This window comes from Rickettsia japonica YH (assembly GCF_000283595.1).
GTDB classification, from domain to species: domain Bacteria; phylum Pseudomonadota; class Alphaproteobacteria; order Rickettsiales; family Rickettsiaceae; genus Rickettsia; species Rickettsia rickettsii.
This window is the reverse complement of sequence record NC_016050.1, coordinates 781,841-797,288: the sequence shown is the minus strand read 5'-3', so window position 1 is coordinate 797,288 and position 15,448 is coordinate 781,841. Positions and strand designations below refer to the sequence as shown.

Here is a 15,448-nt window from a genome sequence, read left to right as displayed (position 1 = left end):
ATTCCTGCTTTCGCAGGAATGACATAGAGAGCATTTACCGGTCCACGCAACAATGCTTCACGGGAATAACATAAAAACCGTGCTGGTAACGCTACTCCACAATAATATTGCCTATAACACCACGATAGTAAGTTTGAGGGTCGTACATAGTTTCACTATAAATAGCAGGAGTAGAGAATATGCCCTTATTAACTGCTTTGATTTTATACTGATACGTCATTTTTTGATCAGAAATAGTACCGAAAATCATAACTCTATCATCACGATTATTTATATATATCGGTTTCCATATCATTACTTCCTGTGTGCGTTCTAATATATTTACGTGGTTGTTATCCGGTAAAAGCTCGAAGCCTGCCGGTAATAAATCAAGTAGTACCATATTGCTTAAGGTTTTATTACTACCTGAACGCATGGTGATTTCCACCGTAATATTATCACCTAATTTTACTTTGCTAACCTCTTTATTATTTTCATCGAGATATTTTTTTGTTATTTCTATGCCTTTAACTATCTCTTTATTTTCTGTTAATTGCTTATCATAGCCTGAAGTTAAAAGCTGATAGAAAAAGCCGTTACTTGAGGATGTTAAGTCGATATTCTTATTTTCTACCGACAGCTCAGCAATCATCACTTTATCGCCTGTTAAAGTAACTTCTTTATCTGTAGAGGTTACTTGAATAGTAGCCTCATCTACATTATTTATTTTATCGGCATAGGCAAGACTTGCCATAATAGCATAGCTTGCGGATAGGCTATTATAGTTATCTTTAGCAAAAAGAGCGATATCCTGTACAATTTTTGGGTCAAAGTCTTTTAACCGTTCCGGAAAATGCATAGAAATTAAGTATAAATACTGACTATATTTTATTAGAGGATTGTAATACTGATAGTTTGTTTTGGATATAGGTTTATTTAGAGTAAATCTGTCTAATAATTTCTCCGCTTCTTCATTCATTTGCAGCATTTTATAGCTAGCTGCTAAATAAATGCTAGTCAAATCATCTTGCCATGTATTTTTATGGTACTCGTCTAAATATTTTAAAATATTTGCAATATAGCTTGTAGTAATAACGCTGTTTTGCGTCAGGATATAAACCGCATATGCCTTTTCTCTTGCTTCATCTAAGGAGTTTATTGATCTGTTAGCCATATTCTCTAAATAGTAAATACCTTGATTAAATGTATCACTTGGAACGGCTAAATATCTAGTTGCTCCCTCGCTTAAGAAATGCATAGCATAAACGGAAATAAATGGATCAGAATCATCATTAAAATTGTTCCAATATCTAAATCCACCGTCATAATTTTGACGTTCCGATAAAGTTTGGAATATTTTTGATAATGATTCATCCATTTTTTTACGATCAGTTTTAAGAATCTGAACTAGCTCTTGTTCATTATATAATAAAATATTGGCAAAATTTTGGCTTATTAATTGTTCAGTGCAACCATAAGGATAATTATCTAGGAAATCTTTAAAGCCAGAAATAATAGCTAGCGGTGATTTAGAAGCGGAAATTTGCAGTTTAGCAAATTCAGGATATATATCCCGTAAGATTTTTAAATTAGCCTTGTTGTTTGTAATAAAGCCTGTATTAACTGTTGTAACGCTCGGACTAGCAGGGCGAACGCTCGTAGTACTAGTTAATTCGGAGCTATGTACTACTGCCATAGATATTATATCCGGCTTTAGGTGATTTATAGAAGCCACAACCTTTAAATCTGCCGAACCGAGTTGATCAGTTGCTTTTAATTTAACATTAATAGTAGCTTCCTTATTTTCGTCTATCGGGATCTTTTTAGGATAATCTAATATTTTAAGTCCTTCACTTGTTTCAATATTTAGAAAAACCTGAGCATTTCCTGAATCTTTTAGGTTATTAAATATTGTTACCGGTACTGTAAATTCATCATTTGGAGCTACAAATAACGGTAAATTTGGATTGATAATAAGATCGGATTGGACTAATAAATCAGCTTTGGAAATTCCTATAGCGTCAAGGCTTGAGGCTACCCCTATAACTCTTAAAGTGCCGTTAAAATAGCTTGGTATATCAAATGTGATTTCTCTCTCATCAAGATCTGCTTCTAAAATTCCTGACCAAAATGCTACGGGAGGTTGGCTTTTTCTTTTAAACGGATTAAGGTTTCGAGCGACATTTATAAAACCGTCTCCGGCAGGAGCCGCCATATAAGCTTTCATTAATAAAGGACGCTCAGGTAATATTAAATCCATGATTTGTGATGTCCGGACTTCCAAGGCTTTATCGTTAATAAAGTAATTAAGCGGGTCGGGAGTCTGATAACCAGCAAATGATAATATCCCTGCATCAACAGCAAATATTATTATTTTACCGGGATTTGTAGTACGGTAACGAATTGCTAGCTTTTCTCCCGATTTGATTTTTGCAGGAAGTGTTAATCCAATATCTTGTTTATGTTTATAAATGCCCGCAGTAAAAGGTACTACTGCATAGCTAAACGGTGATATAAAGATTTCCGTAGCTTCTATGTCTCTTATAAATTGTACATTTACATATCCTTTACCCTCAAAGCCGTCAGGAATTTTTATTTCTTGAATGCTATTATTTTCATCAGCTTTAAACCATTCAAAATTATGTACTTTATCGGTCTCGATAGTAATTAACCCATAACCTGTATAAGGAGTTATAATATTTAAAAGAATAGTATCGCCGGCTTTATAATCATCTTTATCAAGTTTAACTTTTAAATTTGCTTTGTTTGTTAAATTAGCTGTAACATTTCCTTCACCTATTACCGAAAATTCAGCTTGGGCAAAGATTGTATCTTCTTTATCGGTTAAGTAAATAACGTAATCGCCTGCTTCTTTAGTAGGCACTTTATAAATATAACTTTCGTTTGCCGTGATATTAATTTTGTCAGAAGATATATTAGTCTCAATAGGTACTGAACTGTAAGAATAATTACCGTTACTATCTGCTACTAAGTTATTTACATAATTAATCTTTTTTAAGTTAAGAGTTAAATTAGGTGCAGCTACTTTTTCTGCTTTATTTGATATGGCTATGAATTCTATTGCCGCGCTTGTTTTTGTCTTAATATATTTTAGATCGCTATCGCTTCTAAATCCTATAATATAAGGCAGAGGTGAAACTATAAGCGATTTGTTTGCGTTTACGCTTCTTCCTGAATCAGGCTCAAATCCTTCTGCTGCAAATGTTAGATTAAAAGTAGCGTTATAATATTTCTCAAGGTTAAGGTCAAAGTTTGCCGTACCTTTAGAGTCGGTAGTAATATCTCCTAAACGTTCGTTAAAAAACTCTTTATTTCCTTTGCTACTATAAAATTTATATTCTTTAAATCTAGGTACGAAAAACTCGGTAGGTCTAATATCAATAAAGCCGCTGACTTTTCTATTTTCTGCAGGAGTGCCGTAAAGATTTATGAGATTAACGGTTGCTTTAAGATCTTTTGGATTCGTCCATAGCTCATCTTGTGAGTTATTGAAGTTTATGTTTATTTTCATGCGGTCAGGCTGAAAATCACCAACCCTGACAGACACGCTATTAAGATAGTTATTGCTGCCTTTATCTCCTACTAAATATAAGCTTATATTGTATAAGCCGGTTAAGGAATCATCAAGCGTTGAGAATAAATATTCGCCGAATCCTTCTGCATCTAAAGCTATTTTACTTTTATCTATTACTTTTCCTCTAGGGTTAGTTACTTGTATTTCTAAAGGTAAGCCGTCAAATTTTCCTTGCCAGTTGGTTTGTTTTAGCATAATGCCTATGTGACCTTGCTCGCTTGGTCTATAGATGCCACGATCGGAAAATAAATAAGCTTTTAACCCTTGATCAGAACTAACGGCTCCTGCTACATCAAACCGAGAATAATTAACTTGTCTATCAATTCTACTATACGGCATAAATGAAAAATCATCCTTAGTAGTTAATATATAAGCCACTGGCGTTTTTTCTTTTGTAAAATCATTTATATTTGATAAAACGGCATGTCCTTTACTATCGGTTGTGCTGCTTACTAACACCTCACCGTTAAGTCCTATAATATCTGCTTTTACGCCGCCAGCCGGTTTACCGTTACTGATATAAGAAACAAAGATATGATGCGTCCCGGTTTTATCGGTTTTTACTATAAAACCAAGATCGGTAACTAAAATTAATCTTTTATCTTGAGATATAATGTTATTATTGTCTTTAGCATAAACTTTTGCTAGAAATAACCCCTTGGAATAGCTGCCTACTTCTTCTAAATTAAAATATTTACTGAAATCTAAATCGGTATAATGAGGTAAATTTAAATTTTGAGAGTTAACTATTACTTCCTCTTGAAATACCTCGGAAATATTATACTCATTAAAGGTATATTCATTTATAAAAGTCGGATTTTGGAAAATATTATATCTATTTGTTTGGCTGATTAAATGATTAACTTCTTGCTGATTAATCTTATCGATTTCTAAATATAATTTATCTATGCCAAGTGAATATACGGGAAGCTTTCTTTCGCCGGCTAATGAAAGAATAGAACCGTCGGACATTAGCTTAACTTCTTTAGGGTTACCCGGTATTTGTACGATTTGAAAATAATCTGAGCCGAGTGTTAAATTATCCGATGTTTTAACACCTTGATTTACTTTAACAAGCAAAGCTCTTGAGGCAAACGTATCTACTTTAAAACTATGCATAGTAGTAATGCTTGGGACGGAAGATAAAAGCTCAAAATTTATTTTTTCACTCGATTTAAGAATATCATCGGTTATTTCTTTCGGATTTTGCCATTTATAGTTTTTTTTGCCTGCAACTCCTAAGAAAGCCGGCTTATCCTGCGGTAATAAAAATAACTCTAAATGTTTTTTTATTTCCTCACCCGAAACAGGTGTATTTGTGGTAATTATAATTATCTGTTCCGGTTTTAGTTTATCATCTTTAACAATTGTAGCAGTACTATTAGTGATTTTTAAATATGAGGATAGACTTGGAATTAATACATTTTCTTTATAAGAATATCTTATGTTATTTGGCGTCTTATTATTTTGATCTTCTACATTTTTATATGTGAAAACTTCTCCGCCATGTAGAGGTTTAACACCGTCTTTTATAATTACGGAAACTGTATCTTCTTTATCTGTAAGCGGTGGTATATTAGTAATAATCGTAGCTTCCGTATTATTGGTATTGAATTTGATAGAAAACGGTGATTTTTCTTTAGTTGAAGATTTTATAAACTCTATTCTTTTCTCTAGAGTTTTAGGATCGATAGGATAGTTAAAAGCTATTTTAGTTTGAACGAATTTTTTGGAAATATCGATATTATCCTGTAGATAATTCATTTCTTTAATAATAGGAAGTAGCGGTAAAGTCGTGAAACTTATATTATTACTTTTTAAACCGATAAAATTAGGGAATATATAATCTTCGATAGTAATCTTATAAGTTTGATGAGCTACAAAATTGCTTTCTGGAGTAAAATTTATGTTATACCACCAGCCAAATCGCCATTCTCCTTTAATATCAGGTGAAATAGATATGTAATCATTTATTTTTTTTCCGTTAAGCCCTAGCTCTCTTTGTGGCTTTGTACACCATTCTTTAATTCTAGAGTCGCAAAGGTCAATATTTAACGCATTTTGTCCTTCTAACAGATTTTCGTTAGTTAATTTAAAATATAAAGGTATTTTTTCGTTAAAGCTTGCAGCAATTAGTTGTAAATTTATTAAACATACAAAAATAGTAAATACAAATTTGTGGAAAATATTTTTCATATCTATAGCTTATTATTTATGATAACTGCAATTATATATAAATAAAATTAAGTAAATTAATGAATAAGGATATTTTTTTCAAGATTTAACAAAAATTTTTTTGTTATTTGGACAAGAAGAGTGTTATGAGATTATCATAATACTTGGATTTACTATATTTAGGAGGCAACTATTTGCACAAGCTATTTGTGTATTACTTTTCACTACAATTTTAAATATATTGTTAAAATATACATTTGAAATACCTTTGAATCCTGCTCTAAATATTAAAGGTTTTGCTTTCCCTAGCGGTCATATGAGCAGCGGCGTAGTATTTTACGGTTGGTTTTTTGCAAATATTAGATATTCCTTATTAAGAATAATAATAGTAGTGATTTTAACCGGTATGGGATTTTCGCTGATTTATAAGGGCTATCATTATCCGGTTGATATTATTGCATCTATAACAATTGGAATAATGGTTATTGCTGTTATATATAGTGTAACCAAAGAAGAGATTATTCAAAAATACCCTTATATGTTTGGAGCGTTTTTATGGCTATTAACCGTACCGATGGTAGCTTATCTTAAAATTATTGATGTGAATTGTCTTGCTTGGGTATGGACGGTATTTTGGGGATTACTCGGTTTTACTATTTCTGGGGGGCTGTTTTATAAATATTTTAATTTTCCTCAATCAAAATTAAATCGTTTTATTAATTTAGCTATCATTGTCGCTTCAGTAGCTTTGATTGAATGTATTAATTATTTATTCAAACAATATCTGAGATATAAGTTTTATTTAACTTGGTTCTTAATAGGTTTTAGTTTTCCACTATCGGTGAGGTTATGCCATATTCATATAAGATCAACGCATTATTATATGAAGTGAGTTAAGTTGCACTTCATTTTCTTATTTATCGTATAAAGCGAAATTTCCTATTGACTTTTATATAAAACAGTATAAGTTTCTTTACAATTTAATTTTTTATAAAGACATTATGCTCGGCTATGAGAAAGAACAAAGCAACTGAAATCGTAATCAAAAAGAAGCAATAGGTTTATTATCTGTTGGTACATTTCTTGAATATTTTGACCTTATGCTTTATGTACATATGGTAGTAGTATTCAATGAATTGTTTTTTCCAAAGGCTGATCCAAAAGTAGTTTTTATTTATTCTGCATCTGCTTTTTGTTCAACATATTTATTAAGACCTTTTGGAGCTTTTTAATATTTAGTTGGATAGGAGACGCTATAGGACGTAAAACAACAATTATTACTACCACCTTTTTCAATGTCTATATCTTGTTAATTATGGCTACTTTGTCCTCATATGAAGCAATAGGAATTAAAGCTGTATGGTTAGTAACAGCTTGTCGAGTTATTCTAGGTGCAGAATTATATTTAGCAGAAAACTATACAGCTACCTGCAAGATACATGGCTGTATCGGAGTGTTTGGCACATTAGGAGCAAAATTTGCTCTAGGAATAGTAGCCTTAGTTACCTCTTATAGTTTAAACTGGTGTTTAGCATTTTTTGTGGTGATTGGTTCTATAGCTAGAACAAATTTAAGAGAAACTCCTGAATTTGCCGATGCTAGAAGAAGAATTAAAAAGACTTTTGATAAAGCTAAAATTGATATTAAAATCTAGTCCAGCTTTATAACAAAAGGTTAGCAGAAAAACTATAATTGCTTATTTTTTAATTGAATGTACAGGACCTTTATGGTTTTGTATTATTTATATCTATTGCGGGAGTATTTTAAAAGATAAATTTAATTTTACTGCTTCTCAAGTAATACAGCAAAATTTGGGAGTTGGAATATTAGAACTTATATCCACTATAGTTTTTACTTATTTAGTTTAAAAATACATCCTTTAAAACTCCTTAAAATAAGATTGATTATATTTAGCTTTTTTTTTCTTAGTTATCCCTACTTTATTAAATAATATAACTACTGCTTACCAATTATTTATTTTTCAAGCATTTATTGGGGTTTGTGCTCCTACAGGATTTACAGCATTTGCTATTTTCTGTATGAACTTTCCTGTTTTTAAACGTTTTTTATATACTAGCGTTATTTTTGCAACTTCACGTGCTTTAATGTATGCTTTGGCATCCTTTGGCGTTGTTTTCCTAACAAATTATTTTGCTTACTGGGGCTATTAATTATAATTTTGCCTGTTCTCGTGGGTTATGGTTTTGGTATAAATCATTTTAAAAAGTTAGAGATAAATGCTGGAAATTATTATTAGAATAAAAATCATAATGATTTTCTAACGCGCTTAAGACATTTAAACAAAGATGAACAATTTTATTTTCTCGCTTATAGCTTATAGTAATAGCAATAGGTAAAAATGAAATAAGCGTTTCTTTAATAATTTTTATTTGTTTTTCTATAGATTTTACTCCTAAAGTTTGTAAATTATGAAGACAATCAAATAGTTTTACAATAATTAATTCTAAGATATAAGAGATAATAACATAACCAATTTAGGTGCGGAAAGCTTAAAAAGCATTCCAGGTAACATGACGATTTTAGTAGACGGTAATGATATTGATAATTCAATCTTTGAGAAGAGCGTTGAGGTTTTAGGAGAAAATAATTAAAATTATCAGTTTAGAAGGTAAAAATCTAGAACACTTAAAAGATACACCGCTTTATAATGAGAATTGTGCACAATATATGACGAGCGTAATTAATGAGATGCGTGGTAAAGGATATAATGTAATTGCAAGTGTCGGCTCTAGTCATCTGGTTAATTTAGAGAAAAACTTAGAAAACAGTAAAAAACATGATATAGGATTTAGTTACATACCTAGAACAATACTACAGAAAGCTTTAAATATTGGAAGTCCCATTCCAACAGGAATGGTTAAAATAAGAGCAAACACTAAAGGTAATAGTATGGTACAACGGAAAGCTTTAAACGATCAGTCAAAAAGAAACATCTCACACTGGGAGATAACTCTATATAGAAGCAAAATCTTTATTTCCCGGGAATAAATGTGTTTCTTTCTTGCTTAAATCTCACTTGGTAAAGCTAAATCCACCTCGCTCAAAATATAGTCCGTTCCAGCTTACGGCATTTAACTAAGCCTTTAAGTTCTTTATCCTTTACATAGGTAATTGTGTTTAAGAAGTCAAGATAAGAGCTAACTTTTTGGCTTTTCCTTTTTCTACAAGTCTTTTATAAAAAGGTTTAACTGCAGAATTATATCTTACAGACGTAACAGTTGCCATATATAATGCTGCCCGCATCGTTTTTTTACCACCTTTAGTTTTTGCTAACCTGACACTTAAACCTGAAAAGCTTGATTTTATGCTGCGTCCACCGTTTGATTCATTCATAAAAGTGAAAGAAATTGAAAAATGGCGCACCCGAGAGGAGTCGAACCCCTAACCTTATGATCCGTAGTCATATACTCTATCCAATTGAGCTACGGGTGCTAAGTTTAAAGTACTTATTTCTAAGCCTTATTTCTTGTTGCTAACATACGAAGAAGCATATATAAAAGCATAGCATTTGTCAAGAAACATAGAGTGTTCTTATGTTTCTCTGAATAATAAAATATAAAAAATTATAATTAATAGTCGAATTATCATATTATATATTGTATATAGAGGTGCATAAATTGATATGAGAAAAAAATGAATAAAATAACATTAATCATAATTTACTTACTTTGGATTAATATGACTGCACAAGCAGACAATATATCAGAAAGTGCTAAAAAAAATTTAGCAGTAATTAACTCTTTAAATGTTGAGGAAAAGTGGCAGAAAGGTAATGTAATAAATTGTAAGTCGGGAGAAACTTTATTAGAAGAAACAGAAAAATATAATTCTCCTAAGTTAAAGCGTTTGACTCATTGTAGTTGTTTTGCGTATGCTGCTAGTGCGGCCTTGGGCTGCCAAATCAGTCTCTAATTCCTCATCCTGAAAGCGATAAAGAAATTTATACCTACTTTATCAAATAAGCAAGCTGAGTGGCTTGAAACAGACGAAGAACGGATGGCATTTTGTTAAAGCAGGAAATCGTGATAATAGTTTTATTCAAGCACAAAAATTTGCTAATCAAGGATATTTTGTTGTATCCGTATATAAAGATGCTAATCCAAAAAGAGCAGGGCATATTGCCGTTGTAATACCAAGTAGTAAGGATATAGAGAAAATAAAAAATGAAGGACTGGACACGGCTCAAGCCGGTAATATTAATTTTTCCTGTAGCTCTTTGAAAAAGGGTTTTAGGAATAAAAAAGATGCATTTAAAAACAACGAAATAAAATTTTATTATTATAAAATATAACAGATATCAGTAAGGTAACCGGACAGTTTTTATTCTATGTCATTCCCGTGGGGCATTGCCTGTGTGGATCGATTTCCTGTTATCATACCGTGGCTTGACCACGGGATTCATAAATATGATAAAAAAATACTAGTATTTTTAACTGGACCCAGCAGGTACAGCCTACGGGGTGACAATGGTGGAATCGATCTACGCAGGCAATGTCTTCTTGCAGCAGCGGGCACCCCCAGTGTTTTAAGTTATTTTTTTGGATACTGTGGTCAAACCACGGTATGACACAGTGGATTTTACTGATTCACGCAACAATTTCTTGCGGGAATGACGCCGATTTATGCAACAACGTCCCTGGTTTGCAGGAATGACATAATCAGCTTTTTTAGTTATTGGCTATTTTAGAGAGTTATGCAACAGCATCTACCCATGAAATTTCTATGCTACCGGCTAGATCCACTTGAGGAGTTTCGCTGTAGCTTGGTAAGTTATCATACACGAGATGAGATAAGCCGGCTATTCCGTTTACTATCGCTGCTGTATTTTCATAAGCAAATTTTGCTGCTTCTATGCCTGTATAAGTCGTATTTTTTAATAACTCAAATGTGTTCTCCGGCGAATATGCAAGAGCTGCTCCAACACAAATCCCCATAGCAACTGTAGGATGAACATAAAATCTCCATGCAGCCGTTGATATTGCTGCTTTTACAAATATTCGCATGATAATACTAATATATCAAGTATTGACAAAGTACTTACATTCTTTATAACATTGAGAATGTTTGTATTATGAGTATCAAACTAGATTCTTACGAACAAGATATTGAAGATAATTTTGAAAAGCAGCAAAAAATTGATGATAGAAGTGAAATAGCTTTGTTTCAAAAATTTGCAAAAGCACATCTTAGTAAAAAAAGATCTGTTACTATTAGGATTGAAGAACATGATATAGAAGCAATAAAAATTAAAGCTTCTAAGCATGGTTTGCCTTATCAGACCTATCTTAATATGCTAATTCATTCAGACGCTACTAAACTCTAAATATTATGACCAAGTATAGATATCATGAAAAGAACGTTAAGTTATTGTATGAGCGTAGTATAGGTTTTGAAGAAATAATATACAGTCGATTGCTGACGGTAATTTATTAGATATTAAATTACATCATAATCCAGAGAAATATAAAGGTCAAAAAATTTTATATGTTCGAATGATTGCGCAAGTATATGCAGTACTTTATATAAAAGGTGATAAAGATGCTATTTTCCTTAACACTTTATTTCCTAGCAGAAAAGTAAAAAAGGAATTGTTAAAAAATAAGAAATAATATATGCGTTTTATAGAAGAGTTTATAAATAAAGGATATTTCCATCAATGTACCGATTTGGATCGGTTAACTGCTATAACGAAAGAAACAAAAATAGCTGCGTATATAGGCTTTGACTGTACTGCTACATCACTCCACATCGGTAGTTTAATGCAGATAATGATTCTGCGATTGCTTCAGCAACACGGGCATAAGCCTATTGTAATTATCGGTGGCGGTACGAGTAAAATCGGTGATCCTACTTGGAAAGACGAAGTGCGCAAAATTTTAAGCAAAGAAGATATAGCTAAAAATGCCGAAGGTATTAAAAAATCTTTGTCGAAGTTTATCAAATTCGGTGACGGTAAAAGTGATGCTATTATGCTGGATAACGCAGAGTGGTTAGATTCATTAAATTATCTAGATTTTCTACGGGATTTCGGTAGCTATTTCTCGGTAAACCGTATGCTGACTATGGATTCGGTAAAACTAAGGCTTGAGCGTGAGCAGCATTTAAGCTTCTTAGAATTTAACTATATGTTATTGCAAGCCTATGATTTTTACTATTTAAGCAAGCATTACAATTGCAGCTTGCAGCTTGGCGGTAGTGATCAGTGGGGCAATATCGTAATGGGAGCGGATTTAATTCGTAAAATAAGCGGCAAAGAAGTATTCGGTATGACGACACCGCTACTTACGACTAGCTCCGGTGCTAAGATGGGCAAGACTGCTGCGGGAGCGGTATGGCTTAATGAAGATTTGCTAAGCCCGTATGATTATTACCAATATTGGCGTAACTGCGAAGATGCCGACATAGTTAGATTTGCCAAATTATATAGCGAGTTCACTCAAGAAGAGTTTAATAGGTTTGAGAGTTTAGCAGCAGAAGATATTAATGCCGCTAAAAAACAGCTTGCTTATGAGCTAACTAAGCTTTGTCACTCGGAGCAGGCAGCAAAGTCAGCTCTAGAAACTGCAGTAAAGATATTTGAAGAAGGACAAATCGATGAGAATTTACCTACCGTTGTTTTAGAGCAGGAAGTATTACAAGCAGGTATTAGTGCATATGAATTATTCCATGAAGCAGGGTTTGCTACTTCTAAATCTGAAGCACGCAAGCTTATAAGAGGGAATGGTGCTAAGATAAATGATAGATTAGTCGAAGATGAAAATATGATAATTAACACTAATTTCTTACTCGATAAAAATGTTATAAAGCTCTCTGCCGGTAAGAAAAGACATATATTGGTTAGGGTTTGAATATTTTTCTAGATTACCGTGTTCCCTTCAGTTGCAGAATTATTGTATGGCTCAAATATATTATGTCTAATTGAAACTGTAACTTTCAATTAGACAAATTGTATATTTTCTATCTAATGGGCCCTTATAACATAAGTTAAATTCAAATTTAAACAGTAATGACTAAAATAAGGCTTGATGAATATTTGCTGCAAAAAGGTTTTGTAACAGATATTACCATAGCACGAAGTTTGATTATCCAAGGTAAAGTACATAATAAGCATGAGCAGTTAATTAAGCCTGGGATACAGGTTAATATAAATGACACCGACATTAAGGTAAAGCTACCGCAGCATAATTATGTTTCAAGAGGGGCATTAAAATTAATTGCCGCTTTGGATTATTTTAAAATTGATCCCGAAAATTTAGTTTGTATTGATATCGGTAGTAGCACCGGCGGTTTTACGGAAGTGTTACTTGAGCGTAAAGCAAAATTAATTTTTGCCATAGATGTCGGTTATGGCGAACTGCATCCTAAATTACGCGACAATCCACACATTAAGGTGCTTGAGAAGACTAATGCACGATATTTAACCGATAAACAAATAATAACGAAGCCTGATTTAATTGTTTGCGATGCCAGCTTTATTAGTTTAACTACTATATTACCGACTGCACTAAATTTAGTTAAAGAAGATTGCATGCTTATTGCTTTAATAAAACCGCAGTTTGAGGTTGAAAAGCATGAAGTAGCGCAGGGAGGAGTTATTAAAAATCCTCTCTTACATCAAAAAGTATGCGATAAAATCAAAGATTGGCTTGAGAAAGAGCATAATTTTAAAATATTCGGTATAATAGCAAGTCCAATACTAGGAGCTAAGGGGAATCAAGAGTTTTTAATATGCGGAAAAAGAAAAACGGTTATTTTTTTATAGTTTATCCTTAATTTGAATTGTTTTAGTAATCATTGCATCTTCTAATGTATAATTATTCAATGTTTTTATAAATGCTTCACTTGCTTCTTTAATAAAATGTTTCAATTGGCATGAATTTGTAATTCTGCAGCTATTAGTATTTTTATTGAAACATTCTACTATATCCATATTAGGTTCTAATTTTTCTATTATATCTCCCAACTTCATGGAAGAAGGGCTAAATGCTAGCTTAATTCCTCCTCCTTTTCCTTTACTACTATTAATATATCCTAATTGTGCTAATCTATGAATCACTTTTATCAAATGATTAAGGGAAATATTATGGTACTCTGATATCTCTTTTACACTACAAATTCTTTCCGGTTTTGAAGCAAGATATATAAGGCTACGTAATCCGTAGTCGGTAAAACTTGTTAACTGCATAAAAATTTTATTTATTTTTACCTTGAATATACAAAAAAACGTCTATATAAGTCTAGTTACTATAATATGTATTTTAAATGCATATTATATAGTAAAGGTTGTATTATTTAAAAAGGAGTAATCATGTCTAGAACAACTATAGTGAGAGAAATGAGAAAAACTGCTGAGCTATTTAAGAATTTTGATATTACTAAATCTTTAAATTTTTATGGAAATTTAGCAACTAAATATGAAGCAGTGGTAAATGAATTTTTTAATAGTAATAGTTTTAATACTGAAAAACCTGAGAAAGGAATACAGCCAAATGCAATGAAAAATTTTTTAAATCTTATCGGCAGTAGTATTCTAAAGGTTTTAAGTGCATATAGCGAAACAGATGAAATAGATCTTTTAGAAGTGATCCAATCAAGCATTAGAGAATGATCATAAATTTAAAAGGGCGGTATCAAAAATTGTTGGTATACATGTAGGGCGTAATATTCCTTCAGAGTTATATCAACCTGTTGCTGAAGAGCTTATATCAAATGTAGATGAGGGTAACAAGCTGGTAACGGAAATATTAAATATAGTAGGAAAGCATTTTGTAAGTGCTGAAAAGAAGCAATATTATGAATTAAAAGCAAAGTATAATATAGAGAGTTTTGAAAGTCATAAAATAAAAATCGAAATAGAAAGTGCTGATAAAAATACGGCAAAAATAAAATTTTATAGACAAAATGAACAAAAAGTAATACCGCACAAACATTGGCAAATTATTATTGTTAAAGTAGGAGAAAAATACAGTGAATTTACAGTTATAAAAACCGGTCATGATGAAGAAGGTCATTATTATGAATGCTTAATAAAGAAAAATCCTAATGGAACTGTAACAAATTATCTATTTGATTCTGAAAATCAGCTGGTAAAAGTACACCCTTCATATATTGAATCGGATATAGAAAACAATAAAGATCTCATTCTTATCAGCGGCGGGTCGGGAGCAAGCCATTCTATTGCTAGAATTAATAGTATAACAAATGAAGAAAATGTTAAGCTTTCCACCGTTATGCACATTATTCACTCTACTAGAAATAAAAACAGTGATACATTTCAATTAGATGCAGCTGTAAAAAAATTAACTGATATTGCAGCAATATGCGATACTGAAATTCACTATGATAAATTTTATACTCAAGATAGTTATAATAATATTAACGATAATATACATTATCATACCGGTAGAATAGCTGAAGAATTTTTATTAGGCCTTTTAAAAGGTGAAACTGATGAAATTTGTGGTCCTCATTCTTTTAACGATCATGTGCAGCATATATTAGAAGCGAAAATGGGGGTTATGTCAGATTCATGTAGAAGCATTTTGTTCATCAGGAGGAGACTATGATCCATCTCTAAGCGGACCAGAGGGATTATCGAGTATTTGCCCCTTTATGAATATGTAGTTTTATAAAAATATAAAGTTAAATATTGCTTATATATTCTAATTAGTGTATTTT

The 15,448-nt window shown here is 31.9% G+C and carries 14 protein-coding genes, 1 tRNA gene and 1 pseudogene; 11 read left to right on the top strand and 5 right to left on the bottom strand.

Going from position 1 to position 15,448, the window contains the following annotated elements; genetic code table 11:
- Positions 1–91 precede the first annotated feature (91 nt).
- Positions 92–5,770, bottom strand: coding sequence for an alpha-2-macroglobulin family protein (locus tag RJP_RS04320; protein WP_014120893.1), 5,679 nt, complete (start codon positions 5,768–5,770; stop codon positions 92–94).
- A gap of 100 nt (positions 5,771–5,870) precedes the next feature.
- On the opposite strand from RJP_RS04320, the gene RJP_RS04315 reads away from it, so the two are divergent.
- The 3 genes from RJP_RS04315 (at position 5,871) to RJP_RS04305 (ending at position 8,758) form a co-directional block, all read left to right on the top strand.
- Positions 5,871–6,641, top strand: a complete 771-nt coding sequence (locus RJP_RS04315) for a phosphatase PAP2 family protein (RefSeq protein ID WP_225981223.1) — start codon at positions 5,871–5,873, stop codon at positions 6,639–6,641.
- 423 nt (positions 6,642–7,064) lie between these two features.
- On the top strand, positions 7,065–7,403 hold the full coding sequence (locus RJP_RS07980) for an MFS transporter (protein ID WP_024704596.1): 339 nt from the start codon (positions 7,065–7,067) through the stop codon (positions 7,401–7,403).
- A gap of 1,034 nt (positions 7,404–8,437) precedes the next feature.
- Positions 8,438–8,758 (top strand): hypothetical protein, encoded by a 321-nt coding sequence (locus RJP_RS04305; RefSeq protein ID WP_024704595.1) that lies wholly within the window; start codon positions 8,438–8,440, stop codon positions 8,756–8,758.
- A 129-nt stretch (positions 8,759–8,887) separates the two neighbouring features.
- Here RJP_RS04305 and RJP_RS04300 read toward each other — a convergent pair whose 3' ends face one another.
- Together RJP_RS04300 and RJP_RS04295 are read right to left on the bottom strand one after the other, a co-directional pair.
- On the bottom strand, positions 8,888–9,103 hold the full coding sequence (locus tag RJP_RS04300; RefSeq protein WP_024704594.1) for a transposase: 216 nt from the start codon (positions 9,101–9,103) through the stop codon (positions 8,888–8,890).
- A 22-nt stretch (positions 9,104–9,125) separates the two neighbouring features.
- A tRNA-Arg gene (locus RJP_RS04295) sits at positions 9,126–9,202 on the bottom strand.
- A 201-nt stretch (positions 9,203–9,403) separates the two neighbouring features.
- On the opposite strand from RJP_RS04295, the gene RJP_RS10575 reads away from it, so the two are divergent.
- Together RJP_RS10575 and RJP_RS10570 are read left to right on the top strand one after the other, a co-directional pair.
- Positions 9,404–9,682 carry a hypothetical protein gene (locus tag RJP_RS10575; protein ID WP_225981222.1) on the top strand — a complete coding sequence of 93 codons (279 nt, stop codon included), beginning with the start codon at positions 9,404–9,406 and terminating at the stop codon, positions 9,680–9,682.
- 64 nt (positions 9,683–9,746) lie between these two features.
- Complete coding sequence (locus RJP_RS10570) at positions 9,747–10,061, top strand: hypothetical protein (RefSeq protein WP_225981221.1); 315 nt, start codon at positions 9,747–9,749, stop codon at positions 10,059–10,061.
- A gap of 400 nt (positions 10,062–10,461) precedes the next feature.
- On the opposite strand, the gene RJP_RS04280 is transcribed toward RJP_RS10570, so the two are convergent.
- Positions 10,462–10,773 (bottom strand): hypothetical protein, encoded by a 312-nt coding sequence (locus tag RJP_RS04280; RefSeq protein ID WP_014120892.1) that lies wholly within the window; start codon positions 10,771–10,773, stop codon positions 10,462–10,464.
- A 68-nt stretch (positions 10,774–10,841) separates the two neighbouring features.
- On the opposite strand from RJP_RS04280, the gene RJP_RS04275 reads away from it, so the two are divergent.
- From RJP_RS04275 to RJP_RS04260, 4 genes and pseudogenes are all read left to right on the top strand, one after another.
- Positions 10,842–11,093, top strand: a complete 252-nt coding sequence (locus RJP_RS04275) for a CopG family antitoxin (protein ID WP_014014470.1) — start codon at positions 10,842–10,844, stop codon at positions 11,091–11,093.
- Positions 11,094–11,098: 5 nt separating this feature from the next.
- Positions 11,099–11,379, top strand: a pseudogene (locus RJP_RS04270) (hypothetical protein).
- 3 nt (positions 11,380–11,382) lie between these two features.
- The gene (tyrS, locus tag RJP_RS04265) at positions 11,383–12,618 is read left to right on the top strand and encodes a tyrosine--tRNA ligase (RefSeq protein WP_014014468.1); all 1,236 of its coding nucleotides are present in this window, start codon (positions 11,383–11,385) and stop codon (positions 12,616–12,618) included.
- A gap of 158 nt (positions 12,619–12,776) precedes the next feature.
- Complete coding sequence (locus RJP_RS04260) at positions 12,777–13,532, top strand: TlyA family RNA methyltransferase (RefSeq protein ID WP_014014467.1); 756 nt, start codon at positions 12,777–12,779, stop codon at positions 13,530–13,532.
- Here the strand turns inward: RJP_RS04260 and RJP_RS04255 are convergent.
- Complete coding sequence (locus RJP_RS04255) at positions 13,527–13,955, bottom strand: Rrf2 family transcriptional regulator (RefSeq protein ID WP_014120891.1); 429 nt, start codon at positions 13,953–13,955, stop codon at positions 13,527–13,529. The genes RJP_RS04260 and RJP_RS04255 overlap by 6 nt on opposite strands.
- A gap of 123 nt (positions 13,956–14,078) precedes the next feature.
- On the opposite strand from RJP_RS04255, the gene RJP_RS10560 reads away from it, so the two are divergent.
- Both RJP_RS10560 and RJP_RS04245 read left to right on the top strand, forming a co-directional pair.
- Entirely contained in the window at positions 14,079–14,378 is a 300-nt protein-coding gene (locus RJP_RS10560; RefSeq protein ID WP_014014465.1) for a hypothetical protein, read from the top strand.
- 622 nt (positions 14,379–15,000) lie between these two features.
- Positions 15,001–15,336 (top strand): ferredoxin reductase domain-containing protein, encoded by a 336-nt coding sequence (locus tag RJP_RS04245; RefSeq protein ID WP_024704591.1) that lies wholly within the window; start codon positions 15,001–15,003, stop codon positions 15,334–15,336.
- Positions 15,337–15,448: the final 112 nt, after the last annotated feature.

What these genes read in the sequence shown, in the direction of transcription:
- RJP_RS04300 (WP_024704594.1), bottom strand. Translation starts at nt 9,103, where the DNA reads ATGAATGAATCAAACGGTGGACGCAGCATAAAATCAAGCTTTTCAGGT.
- RJP_RS04320 (WP_014120893.1), bottom strand. Translation starts at nt 5,770, where the DNA reads ATGAAAAATATTTTCCACAAATTTGTATTTACTATTTTTGTATGTTTA.
- RJP_RS04280 (WP_014120892.1), bottom strand. Translation starts at nt 10,773, where the DNA reads ATGCGAATATTTGTAAAAGCAGCAATATCAACGGCTGCATGGAGATTT.
- RJP_RS04260 (WP_014014467.1), top strand. Translation starts at nt 12,777, where the DNA reads ATGACTAAAATAAGGCTTGATGAATATTTGCTGCAAAAAGGTTTTGTA.
- RJP_RS07980 (WP_024704596.1), top strand. Translation starts at nt 7,065, where the DNA reads ATGGCTACTTTGTCCTCATATGAAGCAATAGGAATTAAAGCTGTATGG.
- RJP_RS04255 (WP_014120891.1), bottom strand. Translation starts at nt 13,955, where the DNA reads ATGCAGTTAACAAGTTTTACCGACTACGGATTACGTAGCCTTATATAT.
- RJP_RS10575 (WP_225981222.1), top strand. Translation starts at nt 9,404, where the DNA reads ATGAATAAAATAACATTAATCATAATTTACTTACTTTGGATTAATATG.
- tyrS (WP_014014468.1), top strand. Translation starts at nt 11,383, where the DNA reads ATGCGTTTTATAGAAGAGTTTATAAATAAAGGATATTTCCATCAATGT.
- RJP_RS04245 (WP_024704591.1), top strand. Translation starts at nt 15,001, where the DNA reads ATGCACATTATTCACTCTACTAGAAATAAAAACAGTGATACATTTCAA.
- RJP_RS04275 (WP_014014470.1), top strand. Translation starts at nt 10,842, where the DNA reads ATGAGTATCAAACTAGATTCTTACGAACAAGATATTGAAGATAATTTT.
- RJP_RS04305 (WP_024704595.1), top strand. Translation starts at nt 8,438, where the DNA reads ATGACGAGCGTAATTAATGAGATGCGTGGTAAAGGATATAATGTAATT.
- RJP_RS10560 (WP_014014465.1), top strand. Translation starts at nt 14,079, where the DNA reads ATGTCTAGAACAACTATAGTGAGAGAAATGAGAAAAACTGCTGAGCTA.